Origin of the sequence: Nocardioides acrostichi (genome assembly GCF_015319165.1) — a bacterium.
In the GTDB taxonomy this organism is placed as follows: domain Bacteria; phylum Actinomycetota; class Actinomycetes; order Propionibacteriales; family Nocardioidaceae; genus Nocardioides; species Nocardioides acrostichi.
Map to the genome: position 1 here is coordinate 37,433 of NZ_JADIVZ010000005.1, position 17,482 is coordinate 54,914.

The 17,482-nt window shown below is 71.8% G+C and carries 22 protein-coding genes; 7 read left to right on the forward strand and 15 right to left on the reverse strand.

The window, feature by feature from the left end:
• Positions 1–30 precede the first annotated feature (30 nt).
• The 3 genes from ISG29_RS11710 (at position 31) to ISG29_RS11720 (ending at position 1,396) form a co-directional block, all read left to right on the forward strand.
• Positions 31–510: a DUF2505 domain-containing protein gene (locus tag ISG29_RS11710; RefSeq protein WP_194503622.1), complete on the forward strand. Its 480-nt coding sequence runs from the start codon at positions 31–33 to the stop codon at positions 508–510.
• Positions 511–556: 46 nt separating this feature from the next.
• Complete coding sequence (locus tag ISG29_RS11715) at positions 557–1,036, forward strand: DUF2505 domain-containing protein (RefSeq protein WP_194503623.1); 480 nt, start codon at positions 557–559, stop codon at positions 1,034–1,036.
• Positions 1,037–1,111: 75 nt separating this feature from the next.
• Positions 1,112–1,396, forward strand: coding sequence for a hypothetical protein (locus ISG29_RS11720; protein ID WP_194503624.1), 285 nt, complete (start codon positions 1,112–1,114; stop codon positions 1,394–1,396).
• Here the strand turns inward: ISG29_RS11720 and ISG29_RS11725 are convergent.
• The 4 genes from ISG29_RS11725 to ISG29_RS11740 all read right to left on the reverse strand — a co-directional run bounded on the left by ISG29_RS11725 (position 1,349) and on the right by ISG29_RS11740 (position 5,300).
• Positions 1,349–1,576: a hypothetical protein gene (locus tag ISG29_RS11725; RefSeq protein ID WP_194503625.1), complete on the reverse strand. Its 228-nt coding sequence runs from the start codon at positions 1,574–1,576 to the stop codon at positions 1,349–1,351. The genes ISG29_RS11720 and ISG29_RS11725 overlap by 48 nt on opposite strands.
• A gap of 5 nt (positions 1,577–1,581) precedes the next feature.
• On the reverse strand, positions 1,582–3,210 hold the full coding sequence (pruA, locus tag ISG29_RS11730) for an L-glutamate gamma-semialdehyde dehydrogenase (protein WP_194503626.1): 1,629 nt from the start codon (positions 3,208–3,210) through the stop codon (positions 1,582–1,584).
• Positions 3,211–3,450: 240 nt separating this feature from the next.
• Positions 3,451–3,837, reverse strand: coding sequence for a DUF6912 family protein (locus ISG29_RS11735; RefSeq protein WP_194503627.1), 387 nt, complete (start codon positions 3,835–3,837; stop codon positions 3,451–3,453).
• Complete coding sequence (locus tag ISG29_RS11740; RefSeq protein ID WP_194503628.1) at positions 3,834–5,300, reverse strand: WS/DGAT/MGAT family O-acyltransferase; 1,467 nt, start codon at positions 5,298–5,300, stop codon at positions 3,834–3,836. The genes ISG29_RS11735 and ISG29_RS11740 overlap by 4 nt, the downstream gene beginning before the upstream one ends.
• A gap of 191 nt (positions 5,301–5,491) precedes the next feature.
• Between ISG29_RS11740 and ISG29_RS11745 the strand changes: the two genes are divergently transcribed.
• Entirely contained in the window at positions 5,492–5,857 is a 366-nt protein-coding gene (locus tag ISG29_RS11745; protein ID WP_328828888.1) for a hypothetical protein, read from the forward strand.
• On the forward strand, positions 5,854–7,218 hold the full coding sequence (locus ISG29_RS11750; protein WP_328828891.1) for a hypothetical protein: 1,365 nt from the start codon (positions 5,854–5,856) through the stop codon (positions 7,216–7,218). Before ISG29_RS11745 ends, ISG29_RS11750 begins: the two co-directional genes overlap by 4 nt.
• Here ISG29_RS11750 and ISG29_RS11755 read toward each other — a convergent pair.
• Positions 7,181–8,509, reverse strand: coding sequence for an AAA family ATPase (locus ISG29_RS11755; RefSeq protein WP_194503629.1), 1,329 nt, complete (start codon positions 8,507–8,509; stop codon positions 7,181–7,183). The genes ISG29_RS11750 and ISG29_RS11755 overlap by 38 nt on opposite strands.
• Complete coding sequence (locus tag ISG29_RS11760) at positions 8,506–9,192, reverse strand: CpaB family protein (RefSeq protein WP_194503630.1); 687 nt, start codon at positions 9,190–9,192, stop codon at positions 8,506–8,508. Before ISG29_RS11760 ends, ISG29_RS11755 begins: the two co-directional genes overlap by 4 nt.
• Positions 9,193–9,292: 100 nt before the next feature.
• Between ISG29_RS11760 and ISG29_RS11765 the strand changes: the two genes are divergently transcribed.
• Positions 9,293–9,526 (forward strand): helix-turn-helix domain-containing protein, encoded by a 234-nt coding sequence (locus ISG29_RS11765; protein WP_194503631.1) that lies wholly within the window; start codon positions 9,293–9,295, stop codon positions 9,524–9,526.
• A 25-nt stretch (positions 9,527–9,551) separates the two neighbouring features.
• On the opposite strand, the gene ISG29_RS11770 is transcribed toward ISG29_RS11765, so the two are convergent.
• From ISG29_RS11770 to sigE, 3 genes are all read right to left on the reverse strand, one after another.
• Positions 9,552–10,889 carry a S1C family serine protease gene (locus ISG29_RS11770; protein WP_194503632.1) on the reverse strand — a complete coding sequence of 446 codons (1,338 nt, stop codon included), beginning with the start codon at positions 10,887–10,889 and terminating at the stop codon, positions 9,552–9,554.
• Between the two features lie 113 nt (positions 10,890–11,002).
• Positions 11,003–11,452 carry an anti-sigma factor gene (locus tag ISG29_RS11775; protein ID WP_194503633.1) on the reverse strand — a complete coding sequence of 150 codons (450 nt, stop codon included), beginning with the start codon at positions 11,450–11,452 and terminating at the stop codon, positions 11,003–11,005.
• Positions 11,449–12,075, reverse strand: coding sequence for an RNA polymerase sigma factor SigE (gene sigE, locus ISG29_RS11780; RefSeq protein WP_194503634.1), 627 nt, complete (start codon positions 12,073–12,075; stop codon positions 11,449–11,451). The genes ISG29_RS11775 and sigE overlap by 4 nt, the downstream gene beginning before the upstream one ends.
• Before the next feature lie 187 nt (positions 12,076–12,262).
• Between sigE and ISG29_RS11785 the strand changes: the two genes are divergently transcribed.
• Positions 12,263–12,901 (forward strand): O-methyltransferase, encoded by a 639-nt coding sequence (locus tag ISG29_RS11785; protein ID WP_194503635.1) that lies wholly within the window; start codon positions 12,263–12,265, stop codon positions 12,899–12,901.
• Between the two features lie 62 nt (positions 12,902–12,963).
• Here ISG29_RS11785 and ISG29_RS11790 read toward each other — a convergent pair whose 3' ends face one another.
• The 6 genes from ISG29_RS11790 to dapE all read right to left on the reverse strand — a co-directional run bounded on the left by ISG29_RS11790 (position 12,964) and on the right by dapE (position 17,466).
• A complete protein-coding gene (locus ISG29_RS11790; RefSeq protein ID WP_194503636.1) occupies positions 12,964–14,532 on the reverse strand; it encodes a leucyl aminopeptidase family protein in 1,569 nt (522 codons plus the stop codon).
• A 10-nt stretch (positions 14,533–14,542) separates the two neighbouring features.
• Entirely contained in the window at positions 14,543–14,710 is a 168-nt protein-coding gene (locus ISG29_RS11795; RefSeq protein ID WP_194503637.1) for a DUF3117 domain-containing protein, read from the reverse strand.
• 140 nt (positions 14,711–14,850) lie between these two features.
• Positions 14,851–15,270 (reverse strand): hypothetical protein, encoded by a 420-nt coding sequence (locus ISG29_RS11800; protein WP_194503638.1) that lies wholly within the window; start codon positions 15,268–15,270, stop codon positions 14,851–14,853.
• A gap of 15 nt (positions 15,271–15,285) precedes the next feature.
• Entirely contained in the window at positions 15,286–15,609 is a 324-nt protein-coding gene (locus ISG29_RS11805; RefSeq protein WP_194503775.1) for a DivIVA domain-containing protein, read from the reverse strand.
• A 10-nt stretch (positions 15,610–15,619) separates the two neighbouring features.
• Positions 15,620–16,378 carry an LOG family protein gene (locus ISG29_RS11810; RefSeq protein WP_194503639.1) on the reverse strand — a complete coding sequence of 253 codons (759 nt, stop codon included), beginning with the start codon at positions 16,376–16,378 and terminating at the stop codon, positions 15,620–15,622.
• Positions 16,375–17,466, reverse strand: a complete 1,092-nt coding sequence (gene dapE / locus ISG29_RS11815) for a succinyl-diaminopimelate desuccinylase (RefSeq protein WP_194503640.1) — start codon at positions 17,464–17,466, stop codon at positions 16,375–16,377. The genes ISG29_RS11810 and dapE overlap by 4 nt, the downstream gene beginning before the upstream one ends.
• Positions 17,467–17,482 lie beyond the last annotated feature (16 nt).

Consider the following 17,482-nt stretch of genomic DNA (forward strand, 5'->3'; position numbering starts at 1 on the left):
GCCCGCGACGCAGGGTGTTGGATGCGTCGCATGCAGCTGACCCACGAGATGCCGCTCGACGCGGCTCCGGACGCCGTCTTCGCCATGCTCAGCGACCCCGCCTATCGCGAGCGGGTGCTCGAGTCCGGGGGCGTGGTCTCCCACGAGACCACACTCGAGCCGCGCGGCGCCGGCTTCCACCTCGTCATGGATCAGGTGCAGAACACTGCCGGTCTGCCTGCCATCGCCCAGAAGATCGCGGGCGAGACCACGCACGTGATCCTCACCGAGGAGTGGGACGACGCGCACAGCGGCACGTGGCACCTCGACACCCCGGGCAAGCCGGTGACGACGTCGGGCACCGTGCGCATCGAGGCCCGCGGCGCCGCGAGCGTCGTCGTCCACGACCTCGAGCTGAAGGTGAAGGTGCCCGTGGTGGGCGGCAAGCTCGAGAAGCTGATGGCGCAGAACCTCACCGACGGTCTCGACGGGGAGCAGCACGTGGCCGAGGCCTGGCTCGCCGAGCACTGACCTCTACGATGCTGATCGCCGCACCGCCGATCGAGGGAGCACGACGTTGAGCAAGCGCATCACCCACGACCTCACCTACGACGCACCAGCCGAGCGGGTGCTGGCGATGCTGGCCGACCCGGCCTTCCGGGAGCGCGTGTGCGAGGCCCAGCACGTGCTGCGGCACACCGTCACCGTCGACGGCGAGGGCGAGCGGTTCGAGGTGCACATCGACCAGGTGCAGACGGCGCAGGGCATCCCGTCGTTCGCCACCAAGTTCGTGGGCAGCGAGATCAACATCGTGCAGCACGAGACCTGGAGCGGCCCCGCGGCCGACATCGAGGTCACCATCCCCGGCAAGCCGGGTCAGATGTCGGGCACGGCGAAGGTCAGGGAGTCCGGTGGGCGCACCACCGAGACCGTCGACCTCACGGTCAAGGTGAGCATCCCCCTGGTCGGCGGCAAGATCGAGGGGCTGGTCGGCGACATGCTGCTCAAGGCCCTGAAGACCGAGAACAAGGTCGGCCGGGAGTACCTCGCCCACTGAGGGCGCGCCGGGCCCGACCCCTGGGAGTGGTCTTTACCAGGATGACCCCGGGGGCATCGCCTCGTTGAGAGGGGCATGTCCCCCCGCTCCATCGCCATCGCTCTCGCGGCACCCGTCACCATCGTGGCCGCTTTCGCCGTGGTCAACGATGCGGCCTACGCCGAGGTCGGTGGCCACCGCTACTGCCTCGACTCCCAGGTCGCCGCCCAGTCCCCCGACCTCACCGACCAGATGTGCTTCACCGTGGGCATCGACACGACCGTGCCGAAGTCGTTGCGCCAGCTCGGTCAGGACGTCGACCGCGAGCTGATCTCACCCCTCGGTGCGACGGCGCGCCGGCTCTGGGCTGCCGCCGGCTGAGCCGCCGTCCTCCTGCCGCCGCCGCACCGCGATCACGACGCCCAGCACGACGAACGGCCCGAAGGCCAGCGCCAGGGTGAGCACCTTCTCGACCGGGTGCAGTGCACCGAGGTGCAGGACCGTCAGGAGCGGGGTCACCAGGAGCGGGGCGACCACCCACGGGGCGAGCACCGAGGTCATCACGCTCAGCCCATGTAGGGGTAGCGGTAGTCGGTGGGCGGCACGAACGTCTCCTTGATCGAGCGCGGGCTCGTCCAGCGCAGCAGGTTGACCGCGGCGCCGGCCTTGTCGTTCGTGCCCGAGGCCCGACCGCCCCCGAAGGGCTGCTGCCCCACGACGGCACCGGTGGGCTTGTCGTTGATGTAGAAGTTGCCGGCCGCGAACCGCAGCGTCTTGCGGGCCCACGCGATCACGGCGCGGTCCTGGGCGATGATCGCGCCGGTCAGGGCGTAGGAGGCCACCGACTCCATCTGCTCGACGACCGACTCGAAGTCGGCATCGTCGTAGACGTGCACGGCCAGGATCGGACCGAAGTACTCGGTGCTGAACATCTCGTCGGCCGGATCGTCGATCTCGATCACGGTGGGACGCACGAAGTAGCCGACCGAGTCGTCGCACTGACCGCCGGCGACGACCTCGAGACCGTCGGTGGCGTGCGCCCGCTCGATGGCCGCCTTGTGCTTGGCGAAGGCACGGGCGTCGATGACGGCACCCATGAAGTGGGAGAGGTCGGTGGGGTCGCCCATCGAGATGCCCTCGACCTCGACGACCAGCTCGTCCTTCAGCGTGTCCCAGATCGACCGGGGCACATAGGCGCGCGAGGCCGCCGAGCACTTCTGGCCGGAGAACTCGAACGCGCCGCGCACCATCGCCGTCCGGAGCACGGCGGGGTCGGCCGAGGGGTGGGCGACGATGAAGTCCTTGCCGCCGGTCTCGCCCACGATGCGGGGGTAGGAGCGGTAGTTCGCGATGTTCTCGCCGACCGTGCGCCAGAGGTGCTGGAAGGTCGGGGTGGAGCCGGTGAAATGGATGCCGGCCAGGTCGCGGTGCGGCAGAGCAACCTCGCTGACGGCCAAGCCGTCGCCGGGCAGCATGTTGATGACGCCCGGCGGCATGCCAGCCTCTTCGAGCAGCTCCATCGTCAGGCTCGCGGCCAGCTGCTGGGTGGGGCTGGGCTTCCAGACCACAGTGTTGCCCATGAGCGCCGGCGCGGTGGGCAGGTTGCCCGCGATGGCGGTGAAGTTGAACGGCGTGATCGCGTAGACGAAGCCCTCGAGCGGGCGGTGGTCGGTGCGGTTCCAGATGCCGGGGCTGTTCGCGATCGGCTGGTCGGTGAGGATCTGCTTGGCGTAGTGCACGTTGAAGCGCCAGAAGTCGATCAGCTCGCAGGCGGAGTCGATCTCGGCCTGGAACGCGGTCTTCGACTGACCCAGCACGGTGGCCGCGTTCAGCCTCTGGCGCCAGGGACCGGCCAGCAGGTCGGCCGCCTTGAGGATGATCGCGCAGCGCTCGTCGAACGGCATCGCACGCCAGGCCGGAGCGGCCTCGAGGGCTGCGTCGATCGCCGCCTGGGCGTCGTCTCGGGTGCTGTTGCGCATGACGCCCAGCACGTGAGCGTGGTCGTGCGGCTGCACGACCGACATCTCCTCGCCGCCACCCGGACGCCACTCCCCGCCGATGTAGGCCGGCAGCTCACGCTGCTCGCCCTCGAGCTTCGCGATCTCGGTGATCAGCGCCTCGCGCTCGGGCGAGCCGGGCGCGTAGTGCAGGTTCGGCTCGTTGACGGGTGCCGGCGGAAAGCTGATCGCGTCCATGCCCGCGACCATAGCGAGAACCCCCCACCCACCCGAAACGCCGACCCGTCGCGAGTTTTCCGCTGACCCGTCGCCAACTTTCACGTGACCCGTCGCGAGTTTTCAACCGAGCCGTCACTCACCGTCCGGACGACACCGAAATCAGCGACGGGTCACCGGAAAACTCGTGGCAGGTCACCTGAAAACTCGTGGCAGGTCACCTGAAAACTCGTGGCAGGTCACCCGAAAACTCGTGGCAGGTCAGCGGAGATCGGCCAGCAGGTGGGGGATCTCCTGGGTGGCGTACCAGCCGAGGTCGTCGTCGGGGTCGGGGTGCTCGTCGGTGTCCACGTGCACCGCGGCGACCTCGGGCCAGGGCACCTCCGCGTCAGCCTCGACCACTGCCACGTCGACCACGACCACGACGCGGCGTGCGCCACCGGCAGATTCGCGGCGTGCGCCACCGGCAGATTCAGCGTGGGCCGCGGCCACGAGCGCGGCGGAGGCGTCGGCGGCGGTGAGCAGTGCGGCGTACTCGGCGTCCTCCGACTCGTCGTCGGGGACGACGCCACCAGAGGTGGGTACGCGGCCTTCGGCGTGGAACTGCGCCAACGATGCGACCGTGGCCGGGACGTAGACGCGCGTCACGGGTTCTGCACCGGCTTCTTCGTCGAGCTCTTGCTCGGACGCTTGCGCCCACGCGGCACCTTGGGCCGGGCGTCCGTCGCGGTGTCGACGAGCTCGGCGAGCGCCTCGGAGATGCACTGGCCCAACACGTCGGCATCGGGCACGGCGTCGCGATCGGCGGTGATGCCGTAGGCGACGCCCCCGTCGTAGGAGGTCACGCCGATGGCCAGCAGGTGTCCCTCGAGCAGCGGCGGCACCGGGTAGCTCTGTGCCATCCGCGCCCCCGCCGCGTAGAGCGGCGACTGCGGCCCGGGCACGTTGGTCACGGCGAGCTGGAAGCCACGACCCGCCTCGGCCGCGGCGACCCGCGAGCCGATGGCGTGGAAGGTGGTGGGCGCGAAGCCGGCGATGCCGGCCAGCCGGTTGGCCGCGACCCCGCGGCCGGTGTCCTTGTGCACCTTGAACGAGTACGACACCTGGTGCAGCCGCACCACCGGGCTCGGCTCGCCCACGGGCAACTCGACCAGGTGCGGTGCGATCTGGGTGCCCAGCGAGGTGGCCTCGAGCTCGGCGTCGATGACCGAGACCGGGGCGACCGCACGGATCCTGCGCAACCCGCCCAGCGACTCGTGCCGCGCCATCAGCCACCCGCGGATGCCGCCGGTGACGGTGGCGAGCACCACGTCGTTGATCGTGCCGCCGTGGGCGGCGCGCACCAACCGGTAGTCCGAGAGCTCGGTGAACACCGAGACGACCCGGCGCTGCTGGCTATGGCGCCCGGTGATGGGGCCCTCCCGCTCGGGCAAACGCCCGAGCACCGCGCTGCCGGCGCGTCCGACTCGCTCGGCGGCGTGGTCGGCCGTGCGCACGGCGTCGGCCGTGCGGGCCCGCAGCGTCTCGGCCGCCGTCCGAGGGCGGGTCAGCGACTCGACGACGGCACCACGCACGAGCCCAGCAGCCGAGGGAGGCCGTCGCGGTCGCCACTCGTCGGCGCCGAGTTCCTTCGGTGTGGGGCCGACGTCGAGCAGCACCTGCCCGATGTCGACCGTCGAGACGCCGTCGACGAGGGCCTGATGGGACTTGTAGAGGAGCGCGAACTGGCCGTTCTCCAGCCCCTCGATCATGTAGATCTCCCACAGCGGACGCGCCCGGTCCAGCGGCCGGGAGACGATCCGGGCGACCAGGTCGCGCAACTGCTCGCGGGTGCCGGGTCGCGGCAGCGCGGAGCGGCGCACGTGATAGCCGATGTCGAAGTCCGGGTCGTCGACCCACACCGGGTTCGCCAGCCGACCGGGAACCTGCTGCACCACCTGGCGATAGCGCGGCACGAAGGAGATGCGATCACCGATGAGCGTGACGAGCCGGTCGTAGTCGAACCCGGAGCCGCCGGGCTCGAAGATCTCCACGGTCGCGTTGTGCATCGGCGTCGAGGGCGTCTCCTCGTCGAGGAAGACGAGGTCGCGCGGCCGCAGCCGCTCGCTCATGCTCCGCACCTTTCGTCGCGGGCCGGCTCCCCATGGCCGACCCGTGGTCCGCGGGCGATTGTGTCACCCGAGCGCTCCGAGGGCAGTGTCGCAGCCCACCTGCACACGGGTTTCGGGCCGTTTCGGCGGTGTGGGATCGTGGCAGCGACCCTCCGGGCTGCCTCGGCACCCGACATGAAAGGTGTGCTCTCGTGCGCAAGATCCTGGCCGTCCTCCTCCCGCTCGCCTGTGTGCTGGCGCTCGCCGGGTGCGGCAGCGACAGCAGCGACGACCCCGGCAGCGATGCATCCGACGAGCCGGTCCTCATCGACATCACGTTCTCCGGCAGCACCGTCACTCCCTCGGGCGACCGGGTGAAGGTGGCGGTCGGGCAGACGGTCGAACTGCACGTGAAGGCCGACGAGCCGGGCGAGATCCACGTGCACTCGACCCCCGAGCAGGAGATCGAGTACGACGCCGGCACCTCCGAGCACGACCTCACCATCGACAAGCCGGGCATCGTCGAGGTCGAGTCGCACTCGCTCGACCAGGTGATCGTGCAGCTCGAGGTGTCGTGACCTCGCTCCTGGCGCCCCTCCTGGCGCCACCTGCGCTCCCCCTGCACGGCATCGGTGGATCGAAGGATCTGCCGATCCCGACCGAGCTGGCCATCGCCGGGGCCGTCGCCGCCCTCACGGTGTCGTTCACGGTGCTCGCGCTGGCCTGGCGCAAGCCGCGCTACGACGCCGCCGTCGACGGTCGACCGGTGCCACGCCTGGGCGCCGTCGTGCTGTCCACCCCGTGGCGCGCGACCATGCGCGTCGTCGGCGTCCTCGTCGTGGGCTGGGGCGCCTTCGCGGCCGTGTTCGGCCAGGATCTGCTCACCAATCCGTTCTTCGGCATGGTGTACGTGTGGTGGTGGGTCGGCCTGGTGCCGTTCTCGCTGGTACTCGGACCGGTGTGGAAGGCGATCAGCCCGGTGCGCACGATCAACCTGCTCTTCGCGAAGGTCTCGGGCTCCGACCCCGACCAGGGCCTCTTCGACTACCCCTCCTGGCTGGGCTACTGGCCGGCGGCCGGCGGGCTGTTCGCCTTCGTCTGGCTGGAGCTCGTGTACCCGCACGAGACCGACCTGGGGCCGGTGCGCCTCTGGTGCGCGGTGTACGTCGCGCTCATGCTGCTCGGTGGCGCGCTGTTCGGCACCCGGTGGTTCGAGCGCGGCGACCCCTTCGAGGTGTACTCCTCGCTCGTGGCCAAGCTGTCGATCTGGCGGGTGCGCGAGGGTCGGCTGTGTGTCACCTCGCCCTTGGCGAACCTCAACACCGTCGTGCCGGACGTCGGCCTGCTCGCCGTCGTGTCGGTGCTCTTCGGCTCGACCGCCTTCGACTCCTTCCGCGAGTCGACTCCGTGGATCCGGGTGCTCCAGGGCACCGACGTCATCGCCTCCCACACCCACGGCGCGTTCATCGCCAACAACGTGGCCCTCGTCGCGTTCTGCGTCGGGGTCGGCGTCGTGCTCGCCGTGGGCACGATGACCACCGGGGTCGAGAAGGGGCAGCGTCGCCGCGAGCTGCCGATGCTCTTCGCCCACTCGGTCGTGCCGATCATCGTCGGCTACGTGATGGCGCACTACTTCTCGTACTGGTACGAGTTCGGGCAGGACACCCTCATCAAGGCCAGCGACCCGCTCTCGAGCGGCGCCGACTACCTCGGCACGGCGAACCTCACCGTCAACTACTGGATCTCCTACCACCCCTCGCTGCTCGCCTCGGGCAAGGTCGCGTTCGTCGTGCTCGGTCACGTCGTGGGCGTCGTCGCCGCGCACGACCGGGCGATCAAGCTGCTGCCCGCCCGGCACCAGCTCACCGGGCAGTTGCCGCTGCTCGTGGCCATGGTGGGGTTCACCGTCGGCGGGCTCTACCTGCTCTTCGCCGCCTGACCGTCGCCCCGCCGCGACCGGGCCCGGACGGCGCCCCGACCAGCACGTCGACCAGGTCGCCCAACGCTCGGGCACACGGCGCGTCGGGCTGCTCGACGACCGACCTGCCGGTCACCAGCGCCCGGTCGACCGCCGACCGATCGTCGGGCACGAAGGTGAGCGATTCGACGCGGGTGAAGCCCCGCACCATCTGCTCGACCTCCTGTTGCGACCAGCCCAGTGTGGAGCGCATCCGGTTGACCACCACATGCACTGCGGTACCTGGCCGCACCAACCCGGCCACGTCGACCAGTCCCCGCGCGAGCCGGGCCAGACCGACGGGGTCGGCGGTGCCGACCACCACCAGGTCGTCGGCCGTCCCGAGCGCCTCGAGGGTCAGTCCGTTGCGGCTGGAGCGGACGCCGACCCCCGAGCTCGCGTCGTCCTCGAGGCAGAAGCCCGTGTCGACGACGACCTCACCGCGCGCCCGCGTGGCCTCGAGCAGCTGCTCGAGCACACCGGCGCGCACCTCGCTCCACCGTTCCGCGCGTGGCAGCCCCGTGACCACGCGCAGCGTGGGGTTGAGGCTGCGCTGCACGGAGTCGAGCCCCTCGCCGAGGTTCCCGCGCGTCACCAGCCGGGTGGCAGCCAGCAGGCCGGACACCTCGTCGAGGATGCCGAGCTGCTGGGCGACGGCACCTCCCCACGGGTCGGCGTCGACGAGCGTCGCGATGCGATCACGGTCGGCCACCGCAGCCGCGAGGCCGGCCGCCACCGTGGTGCGCCCGGGCGCACCCGCCGGACCCCACACCACGACGACCCTCCCGGGCCGGTACCGAGACGAGGGTGTGGTCGAGGGGATCTCTGCCTCATCGCCGCTCGGGTGCTTCGCGGACTCGGGCGGCCGCGAGGCGCCCCGGCCACCCTCCGAGCGCGCGCTGCCGAGGATCTCGGGCAGGCTCGCGAGACCGGACTCGGGGACGAGGTGCCGCAGACCCACGCGGGCCCCGCGCTCGCGAGCGCGCTCGTCGGCGATGTGTTCGGGCACCACGGCGACGACGACCACGCCGTGGCGGGCCAGCAGATCGAGCGCCGCGGCGTCGAGGCCGTGTGCATCGATGCCGACGACGGCCGCGTCGGCCTGCCCCGACGCCGCGCTGGCCAGGAGGTCGTCGAGGTCGACGCAACGCTTGAGCACGACCACGCCGGCGGCCGTGTCGAGCACCTCGAGTACGGCAGTCTCCCAGGAGGCGCCCGAGGCCGCGACCAGCGCGACGACCGGGCTCGCGCCGCGACTCACGGGCGAGTTCACGACTGGGCCACCACGAAGACCTGCGGGTCGGTGAGGCGCCCGAGCAGGGAGTAGAAGCGAGACGCGTCGTCGCTCGTCGTCGACACGGTGACCCGCACCTGGCCCGAGGAGCCGAAACCCTCACCCGGACTCTGCGCCTGCACCACCGCGACGCTCTCGAGCACCGGATCGCCCGGGTCGAAGCCGCGCGCCTTGCCGGCGACGAGGTAGACGTTGACGACATCGCCTGGCTCGAGACCGGCCGTCATCTGCTCGGGCGCGACGGCGATGGGCACCGACAGCGTGCCGCCGGTGCCTCGCTCGCCCAGCGCAGCCGCGGGCACCAGCTCTCCCGCGTCGACGGCACGCAGGAGCGTGCCGCGGGCGGGCAGCGGATCGGAGGCGCGCAGGTAGCCATCGAGATCGTCGGCATCGGCGAAGCGGACCCGCGTGGCGACGAGGTCGTCGGCACTCAGGGACTGGCCGGGCACCAGGTCGCTGCCGGCGGCCCACACGGCGACGGTGTCGTCGGCGCTCGCGATCAGCTTCGCGCCCAGGACCACCGAGGCCGCGAGCACCACGACACCGATCCACAGCCGGGAGTCGCGCCACCCGGGTGTGCTGACCCGCTGGGCGGGTGGTGCGCCGGAGCTGGCCGCGCCGGTGGCCGAGGTGCGCGCCGTGGTCGTGGTCCCGAGACTCATGGGGCCGATCCTTCCCCGACCGGGAGGAAAATCCACCTGGTCGTCCACAGGCGGCACCGCCGGTCGCCCGGATCCGAACCGGTGATGTCACCATGGGGCCATGGCCGGCTCGCCCCGATTCCTCACCCTCGCCGACGTGGCCGAGGTGCTCAACACCTCCAGCGCCCAGGTCTACGCCCTGGTGCGGCGCGGCGAGCTACCGGCGATCAAGATCGGCGGGCGCGGCCAGTGGCGGGTGGAGTCTGAGAAGCTGGAGGAGTTCATCTCCCACATGTACGACCAGACCCGCACGTTCGTCGACGAGCACCCCTACGTCGAGGCCGAGCGCGACTGACACGCCATCCCGCGACCCGGAGGAGTCAGCCCACCTCGGACTCGAGGTCGACGTCGACGTCGACCTGCTCACCGTCGCGGACGACGCCGAACGTCACCGTCTCGCCCGGCTGGTGGCTGCGGATCGAGACGATGAGCGAGATGCCGTCGGTGACCCGGGTGCCGTCGACGGTGATGACTCGGTCGCCCTTCTCGAGTCCGGCCTCCTGCGCCGCACTGCCGTCGTTGACCTTGACGATCTGCGCCCCGTCGCCCTCCCCGCCACCCGTGCGCACCTGGGCGCCGATCACGGGGTAGCGCGCCTCCCCGGTGCGCAGGATCTGGTCGGCGGTGATCTTCACCTGCTCCACCGGGATGGCGAAGCCCACACCGATGTTGCCGCCCTCGCCGCCGAGGCTGCCCCCCGTGGTCGCGATGGCGGAGTTCACGCCGACCACCTGCCCGCGCAGGTTCACCAGCGGACCGCCGGAGTTGCCGGGGTTGATGGCGGCGTCGGTCTGCACGGCGTTGATGTAGGACTCGTCGTCCTGGCCGCCGGTGGTGACCGGCCGCCCGAGGGCGGAGACGATGCCCGACGTGACGGTGGCGGTGAGGCCGAGGGGCGATCCGATGGCCACGACGCCGTCGCCCACCGCGAGGTTCGCCGACGAGCCCAGCGACGCCGGCTGCACCTGCCCGGCGAGATCCTTCGCGATGAGCACCGCGACGTCGTACACGGAGCTGCGACCCACGACGGTGGCGTCGTAGCGCTTGCCGTCCTGGGTGACGATCTCGATCGGCCCGTCGTCGGAGGCGGCCTCGGCGACGACGTGGTTGTTGGTGATGACGTGCCCCTGCTTGTCGAGCACGAACCCGGACCCGGTCGCCCCACGCGCCTGACCGTCGTACTCGGCGATGATCTGCACCGTGCTCGGCAGGACGGCCGAGGCCACCGCGCTGATGCTGCCGCCTTGCTGCTTGACGTTCCCGCGCACCGGGGGCTCGGTGATCGTGTCGACGCCGGCCAGCCCACCGCCGACCGTACCGCTGACCGGACCGTCGTCGCGCAGTCCGTCGACGGCCAGCGTGCCGGCCACCCCGCCGACGACACCGAGCAGCAGGGCCAGCGCGCAGATCCCGAGCCAGCTGCCCACTCCGAGCCGCGCCCGCACCGGTTGCGAGGACGCCGACACCGGCGCCGCGGCGGGCTGCGGCTGGTACGCCGGCAGGGGCGGCGGAGGCTGGTACTGCCAGGGGGCCCGCCCGGGCGCCGGTGCGCTGGGCTCCCCGGAGGCATCGGCGGGTGGCCGCGAGGGCGACACCCAGCTCCCGGCGGCCGGGGCGGTCGACGGGTCGTCGGGCTGGTCGGGGCGCTGCTCGCTCACGGCTCCATCATCACCGACGGGTGGTCATCCGTCTCCCACCGGTCGGGCGGAGCTGCGGCCTCTCTCAGGCTGGATCCGGCTGGACCAGGCTGGATCGGCTGCATCCGACCGGATCAGGGAACGGCCCGCCGGATGGCGGGGAACGACGTGGTGCCCGTGGGCACCGCCACGCTCGTGGTCGGCAGCCGTCGGTCCATCGTCGGAGCGGCCGCTGGCGACGTCGAGAGCGCCATCACTCCCACGAAGGCGGCGCCCGCGACACCAGCCATGCCCGCGGCGGCGCCGAGGCCGTTCGCACGGCGAGGCCGGCGCGCTCCCCAGGGGTCGGGGCGGCGCTCGTCCGGGGTGCCGCGGCTCGTGCCGAGCAGGGCGCCCTTGAGGTGGTCGGGAGCCGAGCCAGCGCCGCCCAGGCCGGAGAGCTGGGTCTTGATCCAGCCCTCTCGCTCGACGAGGTCACGGCAGGCGTGACAGCCGTAGACGTGCTGCCAGAGCCGTTCGGACTCCTCCGCCGACAGCGCTCCGTCGAGCAGGGCGCTCGCTCGGTTGCCGAGGTGACCGATCATGAGCGCGCCCCCTGGGTGTCGACCACGATCGGCATGGCGCCGGTCACGGGGCCCGAGAAGCGCTCGCGACCCCGTGCGGGGGCGCGGTGGGCCAGCGCGTTGCGCAGCATGGCGCGGCCACGGTGGATCCGAGATCGCACGGTGCCGATCTTGGCCTCCAGGATCTCGGCGATCTCGTCGTAGGAGAGCCCCTCGACGTCGCAGAGCACGACCGCAGCACGGAAGTCCGGCGGCAGCGTCGAGAGGGCCGCCTCGACGTCGTCGTCGAAGCGCTGGTCGGCGTAGACGACCTCGGGGGCCGGCGCGTCGCTGGTCAGGCGTGCCGCGCGCTCATCGGAGAGGGCGTCGAAGCGGATCCGCTGCTTGCGACGAGCCTGGTCGAGGAAGAGGTTCGTGGTGATGCGGTGCAGCCAGCCCTCGAACGTGCCCGGCGTGTAGCCGTCGAGCGAGCGGAACACCCGCACGAAGACCTCTTGGGTGAGATCCTCGGCGTCGGGCCGGTTGCCGGTGAGCCGGTAGGCCAGTCGGTAGACGCGGTCGGAGTGCTGCTCGACGATGTTCTCCCACGACGGCACCCCGGGCGCAGCAGCGCCGGTGGAGTCGTGGGGTTGGGTCGAGGCCATGGGATGCAACTCCTGGGTCGGAAGGCAGTGACTCTACGCGAGCCACGCTAGGAACGCGGTCTGAGAACAGACTGTGATCCAGCGAGGCACTCACCGAGAACAACGCGCGAGGCGCCCGGCGCGTTCCCGCAGATCGCCCAGGTGTGGCTGCGGCCGGCTACACGCCCACCACGATAGGTTGACAGTCATGATCTCCGCTGGCAGTTGGTCCCACGCCGAGGGCTTCATCGCCGAGGACGACGTCCTCATCGCCGCGCGCGCCCGCGCCGAGGAGGTGGGCGTCGTCCCGGTCTCTTCGGGAGCCGGGGCCACCCTGCGCTTCTTGGCCTCGGTGCTCGAGGCCCGCGCCGTGGTCGAGATCGGCACGGGCACCGGTGTCTCCGGGCTGTGGCTGCTGCGCGGCATGCGCGCCGACGGCGTGCTCACCACCGTCGACATCGAGGCCGAGCACCAGCGGCTGGCCCGCGAGACGTTCACCGAGGGCGGCGTGCCCACGCAACGTGCTCGCACGATCCCCGGGGCGGCGCTCGAGGTGCTCCCCCGTCTCACCGACGGGCACTACGACCTGGTGTTCTGCGACGGCGACAAGGAGGAGTACGCCGACTACCTCACCGAGGCGCTGCGACTCCTGCGCCCCGGCGGCGTCGTGGTCTTCGACAACGCACTGTGGCACGACCGGGTCGCCGACCCCGCCCAGCGCGACCCCGAGACCGCCACCATCCGCGACCTGGGCCGCACCATGGCCGCGCACGACGACCTCGTCTCCGTGTTGCTCCCCGTGGGTGACGGCCTGCTGGCCGCCCGCAAGGTCTGGCAGCCCGACTGACCTCGGCCGACCCTGGCTGCCGACCCTGGCTGCCGGCCCCGGTTGCCGGGCCCGGGCTCGGCTCAGACGCCGACGCCGACGCCCGCGAGCGGGTCGTCGCTGCCGAGCCAGGTGAGCAGCGCGCGGGCTCCGAAGCCGGTGGGCCCCGTCGTCCACTCGAAGTTCTCGCCCGCCGAGTCGCCCACGGAGGCGATGTCGAGGTGTGCCCACGGCACGTCGCCGGTGAAGGGCTGGAGGAACAGCGCAGCGGTGACGGCGCCCGGTGAGCCACCGGCATTGTCGCTGTCGGCGACCGACGAGTCGATGCGCTCGGCGTAGTCGGCGACCAGCGGCATCCGCCATAGCCGCTCGCCGCTGCCCTCGCCGGCCGCCGCGAGGGCCGAGGCGAGGGCCTCGTCGTCGGCGAAGAAGCCACCCGTGCGCAGCCCCAGGGCGACCTTCATGGCACCGGTGAGCGTGGCGACGTCGACCAGCGCGGCCGGCTCCAGGTTCGCGACCGCATAGGCCAGGGCGTCGGCCATCACCAGGCGCCCCTCGGCGTCGGTGTTCGTGACCTCGGTGGTGCGGCCGCCGTAGTGGCGCAGCACGTCACCCGGCCGCGTCGCGTCACCGCCGACCGCGTTCTCGGCCGCGGCGACCAGCGCCACGACCCGCACCGGACACTCGACGGCCGCCAGCGCGGCCATCGTCGCGAGCACGACGGCGCCGCCGGTCATGTCGCGCTTCATGCTGGCCATGGCCTCGGCCGGCTTGATGGAGAGTCCGCCGGAGTCGAAGGTGATGCCCTTGCCGACCAACACGACGGTCGGCGCCTTGCGGGCGGCGCGGCGTCCGGCGGGGGTGTAGTCGAGGCGGATCAGCCGGGGCGGGGACGCACTGGCACGGCCGACGCCCAGGATGCCGCCGAACCCCTCGTCGGCCAGACGCCCTTCGTCGAAGATCTCGCAGGTGAGTCCCGACTCTGCGGCGATCGTGGCGGCCTGCTCTGCCAGCCACCCGGGGTTCTTCAGATTCGAGGGCACCGTCGCGAGGTGGCGCGCACGCCAGCCGGCACCACCGAGCGCGACGCCGCGCCGCAGCGTCGGTTCGGCGTCGCGCGCCACCCCGGTGAGCAGGATCTGCTCCGGCGGCGTGGCGTCGGTCGGGGCGGGTGCGGAGCGCCACGAGAAGCGGAACGAGCCGAGCACGGCTCCCACCGCCACGGCGATGAGCGCATCGTCGCCGCCGAGCGAGGCGAGGCTGGTGGCCACGCGGCGTCGTCCGGTCGTGCTGCGCGCCAGCGTCGCGGCCGCGCGACGCAGGTCGGTGGCGCTGGCCGAGCCGGCGCCGAGGAGCAGCACGAGTCGCCCCGCGGAGTCGGGCCCCGGGCCGGGCACCACCACCGACGCCGTCTCGCCGACGGCGCCGGTGAGACGGTGCAGCTCGGCGACGGCCAGCAGGTCGAGACCCAGCTGCTCGCCGAGCTCGTCGGCTCCGGGGCCGAGGAGCACGCCGGCGCTGCCGTCATCGCCCGTGAGCACGGGGACGGCGAGCACGTCGGCGTCGACGGTCGCAAGGTGACCGCTGGCGAGGCTCAGCTCGGGCGGCGAGACCTGGGCGGGAAGGACGGGCGTGGGTGGGGTGACCGACATCGAGTGGTGGTCAGCCGACGACGGCCTTGAGAGCGTCGCCCAGGTCGCCCGCCTCCTCGGCGTTGAGCTCGACCACGAGCCGGCCACCGCCTTCGAGCGGGACGCGCATGACGATGCCGCGGCCCTCCTTGGTGACTTCCAGCGGACCGTCGCCCGTCCGCGGCTTCATCGCCGCCATGCGGCACCCCTTCCATGCACTCGCCCGGGACCGCCCCGGGGAGAGGACTCCTAGTATCCCCCACGGCTGCCCGATCCGTGAACGCCCCATCGGAGCAGATCGCCACCGAGCGCCTCGAACATGGGTGCCGACGCCGGCGATCAGACGGTCGCTGTCCAGTAGGCCCACGTGAAGTAGGCGACGCCGACCACCATGCCGAGGTGCCCGAGCACGGAGAGCCATGGTCCGCTCGTCCAGGCGTCGGCCTGGGCATGGCTGGCATGGCGCCCCTTGGACGGCAACCACCGCATCAAGACGACCAGGCCGATGACGGTGGTGAACCAGAACAGACCCAGGCCGAAGATGCCGACGGCGGGGCCGCCGGCGACCGAGTCGTCCGGGGCCACCAGGAACACGGTCCACACCACGAGGGCGGCCGTTCCGATCAGCGTGTGCAGTAGCGGCCAGAACCGGCCGACGTCGAGCCGCTGGGCAGCGCCGGCGCCCCGGAGCCGCAGTCGCGTGAGCACCACGACCACCGCCGCGAGGGCGGTGAGCACGTAGACGACGATCTGAGCCACGGCGAGGAGTGTGCCCTACGACTCCGGGCCCGCGCCATCGACGGGCGTCGGGTCCGGCTTCGCCTCGTCGACCTCTGCCGCGCTCTGGCGACGGGCGGCGGGGTCCGCCTCTCGCTCGCGCGCGAGCCGTTCCAGCAGGGCGTCGACCTCCGCCATCCGGTAGCCACGCACCGCCGTCGGGAAGCGGACGCCGCGCAGGTCGGTGGCGGTGAGCTCGCCGTCCGGCAGCAAGACGTCTGGCGCGTCGTCGTGCTCCTGGCTCAACGGCGCGCCGTGGCCGGCAGCCACCATGGCGACGGCCCCGAGCAGCAGCACCACGAGAGCGGAGAGGAACCACATCACGGCTACATCATCCTTCCCGGCTGGCGTCGACCATGAGCGACACGGCCTCGTCGACATCGTCGGTGAGCGTCATCATGTCGAGGTCGCCGGCGCTGATGGTGCCTCGGCCGAGCAGCGTGCCGCGCATCCAGTCCAGCAGACCGCCCCAGTGGTCGACGCCCAGGAGGGCGATCGGGAAGCGGGTCACCTTGCGCGTCTGCACCAAGGTGAGGGCCTCGAACAGCTCGTCGAGGGTGCCGAGGCCGCCGGGCAGCACGACGAATCCCTGGCTGTACTTGACGAACATGGTCTTGCGCACGAAGAAGTAGCGGAAGTTGATGCCGATGTCGACCCAATCGTTCAGACCGGCCTCGAAGGGCAGCTCGATGCCGAGTCCGACACTGGTGCCGCCGGCCTCGCACGCGCCCTTGTTGGCCGCCTCCATGGCTCCCGGCCCGCCGCCGGTGACGACGGCGAAGCCGGCCTCGACGAGCTTGCGCCCGAGCTCCTCGCCCTGGGCATAGGCGGGATCCTCGGGCCTGGTGCGGGCGCTGCCGAACACCCCGACGGCCGCGCCGAGCTCGCTGAGCTGCCCGAACCCCTCGACGAACTCGGCCTGGATCCTCAAGACCCGCCACGGGTCGGTGTGCACCCAGTCGGCGGGACCGCGGGAGTCGAGCAGTCGCTGGTCGGTGGTGCTCGGGTCGATCGACCGACCGCGGAGCCGCACCGGGCCCTTGTACTGGTCGGGTTGCTGGTCGGGGCGCCCCGACGCACCGCTGCTCACGCGCTCAACCAGGCACGCAGCACGCGCTCGCAGGTGCGGATCTCCTCGACATCGACCCGTTCGTCGGCCTTGTGGGCCAGCAAGGGGTCACCGGGCCCGTAGTTCACGGCCGGGACCCCGAGAGCACTGAAGCGCGACACGTCGGTCCAGCCGAACTTGGGCGCGACCTGGCCGCCCGTGGCCTCGACGAACTCCTTCGCCGCCGGCCGGTCGAGACCCGGCAGGGCGCCGGGGGCGAGGTCGGTGAGGGTGCAGTCGTAGCCGGCGAAGAAGTCGCGCACGAACGCCTCGGCCTCGTCGGTGGAGCGATCGGGGGCGAAGCGGTGGTTGACCTCGACCACGCACTCGTCGGGCACCACGTTGCCGGCCACCCCCCCGCTGATGCGCACGGCGTTGAGACCCTCGTGGTACTCCAGTCCATCGATGACGGGCTTGCGGGGCTCGTAGGCGGCGAGCCGGTTCAGGATCTCCGACGCCGCGTGGATCGCGTTGCTGCCTCGCCAGCTGCGGGCCGAGTGCGCGCGCTCGCCGGCCGTGCGAACCTCCACCCGCAGCGTGCCCTGGCAGCCCGCCTCGACACCGGCGTTGCTGGGCTCCATGAGCACGGCGAAGTCGGCCGCGAGCAGGTCGGGGTCGCTGGCCGCGAGGTGGCGCAGGCCGTTGTGCTCCTCGGCGACCTCCTCGGCGTCGTAGAGCACGTAGGTCACGTCGCGCGTCGGTGCGGGCATCGTGGCGGCCAGGTGCAGGATGACGGCGTCGCCGCCCTTCATGTCGACGCTGCCCAGGCCGTGCAGCACGCCGGCCTCCTCGTCGAAGCGGCCCGGGAAGTTGCCGTTGACCGGCACCGTGTCGAGATGCCCCGCGAGCACCACCCGCTCGCTGCGGCCGAGGTCGGTGCGGGCCACGACGGTGTTGCCGCGGCGGATGACCTCGAGATGTCCGCAGCCGCGCAGGGCCTGCTCGACGGCATCCGCCAGCGCCTCCTCACCGTGACTGACCGAGTGGACGTCGACCAGGGCGCGGGCGAGACCGACGACGTCGGCAGTGAGGTCGAGGCTGGTCCCGATACCGGTGTCGCGCAGAGCCATGGGGCCAGTCAACCAG

What these genes read in the sequence shown, in the direction of transcription:
- ISG29_RS11765 (WP_194503631.1), top strand. Translation starts at nt 9,293, where the DNA reads ATGGCCGGCTCGCCCCGATTCCTCACCCTCGCCGACGTGGCCGAGGTG.
- sigE (WP_194503634.1), bottom strand. Translation starts at nt 12,075, where the DNA reads ATGGCCTCGACCCAACCCCACGACTCCACCGGCGCTGCTGCGCCCGGG.
- ISG29_RS11805 (WP_194503775.1), bottom strand. Translation starts at nt 15,609, where the DNA reads ATGTGGTTCCTCTCCGCTCTCGTGGTGCTGCTGCTCGGGGCCGTCGCC.
- ISG29_RS11720 (WP_194503624.1), top strand. Translation starts at nt 1,112, where the DNA reads ATGTCCCCCCGCTCCATCGCCATCGCTCTCGCGGCACCCGTCACCATC.
- ISG29_RS11710 (WP_194503622.1), top strand. Translation starts at nt 31, where the DNA reads ATGCAGCTGACCCACGAGATGCCGCTCGACGCGGCTCCGGACGCCGTC.
- ISG29_RS11790 (WP_194503636.1), bottom strand. Translation starts at nt 14,532, where the DNA reads ATGTCGGTCACCCCACCCACGCCCGTCCTTCCCGCCCAGGTCTCGCCG.
- pruA (WP_194503626.1), bottom strand. Translation starts at nt 3,210, where the DNA reads ATGGACGCGATCAGCTTTCCGCCGGCACCCGTCAACGAGCCGAACCTG.
- ISG29_RS11725 (WP_194503625.1), bottom strand. Translation starts at nt 1,576, where the DNA reads ATGACCTCGGTGCTCGCCCCGTGGGTGGTCGCCCCGCTCCTGGTGACC.
- ISG29_RS11785 (WP_194503635.1), top strand. Translation starts at nt 12,263, where the DNA reads ATGATCTCCGCTGGCAGTTGGTCCCACGCCGAGGGCTTCATCGCCGAG.
- ISG29_RS11795 (WP_194503637.1), bottom strand. Translation starts at nt 14,710, where the DNA reads ATGGCGGCGATGAAGCCGCGGACGGGCGACGGTCCGCTGGAAGTCACC.
- dapE (WP_194503640.1), bottom strand. Translation starts at nt 17,466, where the DNA reads ATGGCTCTGCGCGACACCGGTATCGGGACCAGCCTCGACCTCACTGCC.
- ISG29_RS11740 (WP_194503628.1), bottom strand. Translation starts at nt 5,300, where the DNA reads ATGAGCGAGCGGCTGCGGCCGCGCGACCTCGTCTTCCTCGACGAGGAG.
- ISG29_RS11760 (WP_194503630.1), bottom strand. Translation starts at nt 9,192, where the DNA reads ATGAGTCTCGGGACCACGACCACGGCGCGCACCTCGGCCACCGGCGCG.
- ISG29_RS11775 (WP_194503633.1), bottom strand. Translation starts at nt 11,452, where the DNA reads ATGATCGGTCACCTCGGCAACCGAGCGAGCGCCCTGCTCGACGGAGCG.